This is a genomic window from Nitratidesulfovibrio liaohensis (genome assembly GCF_011682075.1).
GTDB lineage: Bacteria > Desulfobacterota > Desulfovibrionia > Desulfovibrionales > Desulfovibrionaceae > Cupidesulfovibrio > Cupidesulfovibrio liaohensis.
This window is the reverse complement of record NZ_VSMK01000204.1, coordinates 1-4,712: the sequence shown is the minus strand read 5'-3', so window position 1 is coordinate 4,712 and position 4,712 is coordinate 1. Positions and strand designations below refer to the sequence as shown.

General features: G+C 68.4%; 6 protein-coding genes. 2 read left to right on the top strand and 4 right to left on the bottom strand.

Going from position 1 to position 4,712, the window contains the following annotated elements; genetic code table 11:
• Nucleotides 1-279 (top strand): SMR family transporter (locus FVW27_RS08040; protein WP_167124189.1); only part of this gene is annotated, 279 nt, incomplete at its 5' end.
• A gap of 276 nt (nucleotides 280-555) precedes the next feature.
• Here FVW27_RS08040 and FVW27_RS08035 read toward each other — a convergent pair.
• From FVW27_RS08035 to FVW27_RS08025, 3 genes are all read right to left on the bottom strand, one after another.
• Nucleotides 556-1,278: an ABC transporter ATP-binding protein gene (locus FVW27_RS08035; protein WP_167124187.1), complete on the bottom strand. Its 723-nt coding sequence runs from the start codon at nucleotides 1,276-1,278 to the stop codon at nucleotides 556-558.
• Nucleotides 1,279-1,546: 268 nt separating this feature from the next.
• Nucleotides 1,547-2,740 (bottom strand): ABC transporter permease, encoded by a 1,194-nt coding sequence (locus FVW27_RS08030; RefSeq protein ID WP_167124185.1) that lies wholly within the window; start codon nucleotides 2,738-2,740, stop codon nucleotides 1,547-1,549.
• Between the two features lie 296 nt (nucleotides 2,741-3,036).
• A complete protein-coding gene (locus FVW27_RS08025) occupies nucleotides 3,037-3,516 on the bottom strand; it encodes a DUF2318 domain-containing protein (RefSeq protein WP_167124183.1) in 480 nt (159 codons plus the stop codon).
• A 200-nt stretch (nucleotides 3,517-3,716) separates the two neighbouring features.
• Here FVW27_RS08025 and ybaK point away from each other — a divergent pair, with 200 nt between their 5' ends.
• Complete coding sequence (ybaK, locus tag FVW27_RS08020; protein WP_167124181.1) at nucleotides 3,717-4,181, top strand: Cys-tRNA(Pro) deacylase; 465 nt, start codon at nucleotides 3,717-3,719, stop codon at nucleotides 4,179-4,181.
• Nucleotides 4,182-4,288: 107 nt separating this feature from the next.
• Here the strand turns inward: ybaK and FVW27_RS08015 are convergent.
• On the bottom strand, nucleotides 4,289-4,712 hold a 424-nt coding region (locus FVW27_RS08015), incomplete at its 5' end, for an HAD-IC family P-type ATPase (protein ID WP_167124179.1).

The following is a 4,712-nucleotide window of genomic DNA, read 5'->3' as shown; positions in this document are numbered from 1 at the left end:
CTGGACGTGGGGGCCAACCTGCTGCTGGCCCGCTCGCACGGGTTCACCCGGCGCGGCCCGGCGCTGGGGGCGCTGGCGCTGGTGGGTCTGGCATTCACCTGCCTGGCCTACGCCACGCGGGGCATGGATCTGTCCGTGGCCTACGCCATGTGGGGCGGTTTCGGCATCCTGGGCACCTCGCTGGGCGGCTGGGCCATGCTGGGCCAGCGGCCCACCGCCGTCGCGTGGCTGGGCATGGCCCTGCTGGTCGCGGGCATCACCGCGCTGCATCTGGTCTGAACGGTTTTGCGCCGGGGTCGCACCCGGCCTGAAATCGTGCGCGATGCGCCCGCCACCCCGGTGGCGGAAACCGCATGGCCTTGCGCTGCGGTCGGCGTCACGGGGGAACAGCGCAACGGCGGGTGCGCACAACACGAAGGGGGCGGAAACGCCCCCCTTCGCATGCGCGGCACGGCAAAGACCGCAAGCCCGCCACAATCATCCGTCGCTGACGGCTGCGCCGCCGCAGCCCGCCGGATCGGGCTGCCCGCCAGTCCAGACCGTCAGGCCAGGCTGTCAGGCCTGGCTGTCCACCATCAGGCCGTCACGCATGATCAGGGTACGGTGGGCGCGGCGGGCATAGTCCGGGTTGTGGGTGACCATCACCGTGGTCAGGCCGTCGCGGCCAAGTTCGGCCAGCAGTTCCATGATGGCCTCGCCCGTGGCGGTATCCAGGCTGCCGGTGGGTTCGTCGGCAAACAGCACGCGGGCGTCGCGCACCAGTGCGCGGGCGATGGCCACGCGCTGCTGCTCCCCGCCGGAAAGCGCGCCCGGCAGCGACCCGGCCTTGCCGGAAAGCCCCACCCGGTCCAGCACGCTGCGGCCCTTTTCGGCCATGGCGGCGGGCACCGGCGCAAGGCCGTTCATGAACGGCAGCAGCACGTTTTCCAGCGCGGTCAGGTAGGGCATCAGGTGGTGGGCCTGAAAGATCACGGCAAAGTCGCTGTGGCGCAGGCGGTTGCGCCGGGCCTCGGACACGCGGGTGATGTCCTGCCCGTCGAACAGCACCGTGCCCGAATCGGGCAGGGTCAGCGAGGCAAGCACGTTGAGCAGGGTGGACTTGCCCGAGCCGGAACGGCCCGCCACGGCCACGAACTCACCAGGGGACACGCGCAGCGAAACGCCGCGCAGCACGGGCGCGGGCGCGCCGCCGTCGGTGGCCGGATAGCTCTTGCAAAGGTCGCGCGCCTCGATGATGGCCGGAGCGCTGGCGGTGTGGGCGGTGTGGTCTGTGGTCATGTGGTGCCTTTCTTCAACAAACAGAACTATGCAGGGAAGGAAATGAGGGAGGGTGCTCTTCGCGGTCACACTCTGTCGCCGCTATGAGGATTTTTGTCCTCTGCCAAGGAAGAATGGCTTTTTTATGGAGGGAGCATGCCCCAGCCGTTGGTGAGCGCGCAGCGCGAATCTTACGGATGGGGACCGCAGCGCGCTTTTGTGGTATTCTGCCGGAATAAAAAAGCATTCTGACGAAGGCAGAGGGCAAAAAGACCATAGCGGCAACCGGCTACAGGGACACCAGCGCGGCAGCAGGCTCCACGCGCGACGCCTTCCACGCCGGGAAGGCCGCAGCCAGCACGGACACGGCGGCGATGCCGCCTGTCGTCAGGGCCAGGGCCGCAAGGCTGAACGGGGGCGGGGCCACGTCGGCCATGTGCAGCAGCGCCAGCACCCTCAGGGCCAGCCCGTGGCCGGACAGGTACCCCGCGAGTCCGGCGGCCACGCCCACCAGCAACGCCTCGGACGCGAACACGGTGAACACGCCGGAGCGCGAAAAGCCCACCGACCGCAGGATGCCGATCTCGCGCCGCCGCTCGTTGACGGCGGACAGCATGGACATGACCACCATGGCGCAGGCCGTGAGCAGGATGACCAGGCTGACCACCAGCGCCAGCTGCTGGGCAAAGTGCACGGAGTACATGCGCTGCTCCACCACGTGGCGCAGGGCCTTGATGTCCTGCCCCGGCAGCGCGGCGCGCAGCTGGGCCACGATGTCGTCGATGGGGCAGCCCGCGCACAGGGCCGCCACTTCCACGAAGCTGGCCTTGTCCGGCAGGTTGAAGGCCCGCTGCACGAAGCCGATGTCCGCCAGCAGCACGTTGTCGTCGTCGCTGCCGGTGGCCCCGATGACCCCGGTGACGGTCACCGCATGGCCGTTTACGTCCACCACGCTGCCGGGCGCAAGGCCCAGCCGCGCGGCCACGGCGTGGCCCGCCAGCGCGCCTTCCGGAGTCTTGGGAGTGGCGCCGTCAATGCCCCAGTAGCCCTTCAGCGAAAGTTCCTCCGGCCAGTCAACGCCAACAACCGCAACCGGCAACGGCGCCACGGGCGTGGCCGCCCCTGCGGGCGAGCCGATGCGGGCCATGGTCACCAGCTTGGGGGCCACGCCGGCGATGTTGGCGCTGAATTCGATGGACCGGATGCGCCGGACCGTCTCGGCATGGGCCAGATGCCCCTCGTCCAGCAGCAGGTCGCCCAGGGGCAGGCCGCCGTAGCTGACGGTCAGCGTCTCCCGCGCGGGGGAAACCATGATGTTGGCGCCAAAGCTGGTCAGCTTGCGCTCCAGGCTTTCGCCCACCACGGCGGATACCTCGCGCAGGGCAACGATGGAGGCCACCCCCAGGGTGAAGATGCAGAACAGCGAGAGGGTGCGCAGCCACTTCTTGCGGGCGCAGCGCAACGGAATGGTCAGGATGTTCATGATGTGCTCGCGGGCGGGGTTGCTCGCTCCCGCTCCAAGACTATCCCCAAATGAGGATTTCCGTTCGTTGGCAAGGAAAACGAGTCCCGCAATGAGGGAGTGCCTCAGCCGTTACGTGAGCGAAGCGAACTTTTACGGATGAGGACCGCAACGCGTACTCATGCCGTATTCGCCCGAGTGGCGGACGAAGCTTGACCTCGTTGCGCACGATGTCCGTGGGGCTCGCAAGCTCGCCCAACGGCCACGTTTCGCGCCCTTTGGGTCGGTCAGCCAACGGGCGAAAGGACCATTTGGGCTTACTTCGCGGTGGCGAAGTACCTGGCCCCGGCCTTCAACTCCGCCACGCGCAGCAGCAGGTCGCCGCCGTCCATGGTGCGTTCCAGCGGATGCGGGTTGCAGCCGCCGCGCACCTCGTTGATGCGCGCGGTGTTGAAGACCATGCCGCAGTTCTCGCACACCATGTTGGGGCCTTCCTGGCGGTAGCCCTTGCCCTCGCGCCAGCACACGTCGCAGGCGTCCAGCGCGGCGCGGGGGGTGCCGTCCGGCCCCTTCACCACAAAGAAGCGGATTTCGGTGCCGCCGTCCCTGATGGCGTAGAACTTCGCCGTGGGGGTGATGTCGGCGGCCTTGATGCGGATGGTCTCGCCTTGCGGCTGCAAGGTTTCATACTTGCCGCCGAAGCCGAAGAAGGCGTGGGCGGCGCCGGATAGCACCAACTGTGCAAGCAGGGCCAGCACCACGAGGGTGGCCGGAAGGATCTGACGGAAAAACTTCATGCACTGCTCCTGAAAAAAAGGGACGTACCGCCACACATAGACATGCCCGCCAAGGCGAGCAACCGCTGACCGGGGAATGCCGCCGCGGGGCCGGGGCGGATCGTTGCGCGTCGGGCGCAACGGGGGTAAGCGCGGTATCGGAACTTGTTCGGTCCGCTGGCCCGCGCCAGCCTTCGACAGCATTCGCAGGGAGGAACCCCATGACCCCGGCCATCGACCGCGCCAAAAAGGCCAAGATCGCCTACACCATTCACGAATACACCCACGACCCGGCGGCGGAATCCTATGGCCGCGAGGCGGCGGACAAGCTGGGCGTGGACCCGGCCCGGGTGTTCAAGACCCTGGTGGTGGCCGCTGGCGACGGCCTGGTGGTGGCCGTGGTGCCCGTGCTGCACCAGCTGGACCTGAAGCAGCTGGCTCGCGTGGTGGGCGCCAAGAAGGCCGCCATGGCCGACGTGGCCGTGGCCGAGCGCGTGACCGGCTACGTGGTGGGCGGCGTAAGCCCGCTGGGCCAGAAAAAGCGCCTGCCCACGGTCATCGACGCCTCGGCCCGGGAATACCCCACCATCTACGTCAGCGCGGGCCGCCGTGGCGTGGAAATAGAACTCTCCCCGTCCGATCTGGCAGCCCTGACTGGGGCCGCATTCGCCGCCGTGGCGGCCTGAACCGCCCTTCCCCACCCACTGACCGCAACGCAAACGCAACGCGGGGCGACCGTCCGCCCCGCGTTTTGATTTGCCATCCTGCCCGGCCATTGCCGGGCGGCCACGCCCTACGCCTTGGGCCGCAGCAGGCGCAGGCCGTTCATGATCACCAGGAACGAGCCGCCGATGTCGGCCACGATGGCCATCCACAGGCTGGCCACCTGAAACACGGCAAGGCCCAGAAACAGCGCCTTCAGCCCCAGGGCAAAGCCGATGTTCTGGCGGATGACGCCCAGGGTGCGGCGCGAATGGCGCACCAGCCACGGCAGCTTGCCGAGGTCATCGGACATCAGGGTGATGTCGGCGGTTTCGATGGCCGCGTCGCTGCCGATGCCGCCCATGGCGATGCCAAGGTGCGCGGTGGCCAGCGCGGGCGCATCGTTGACGCCGTCGCCCACCATGGCCACCCGTTCGCCTTCGGCCACCAGCGCGGCCACGGCAGCGGTCTTGTCGGCGGGCAAAAGGTCGGCACGGATGTCGGTCACGCCGCAG

Coding starts and splice junctions, on each gene's coding strand:
- FVW27_RS08035 (WP_167124187.1), bottom strand. CDS start 1,278: ATGACCACAGACCACACCGCCCACACCGCCAGCGCTCCGGCCATCATC.
- FVW27_RS08030 (WP_167124185.1), bottom strand. CDS start 2,740: ATGAACATCCTGACCATTCCGTTGCGCTGCGCCCGCAAGAAGTGGCTG.
- FVW27_RS08025 (WP_167124183.1), bottom strand. CDS start 3,516: ATGAAGTTTTTCCGTCAGATCCTTCCGGCCACCCTCGTGGTGCTGGCC.
- ybaK (WP_167124181.1), top strand. CDS start 3,717: ATGACCCCGGCCATCGACCGCGCCAAAAAGGCCAAGATCGCCTACACC.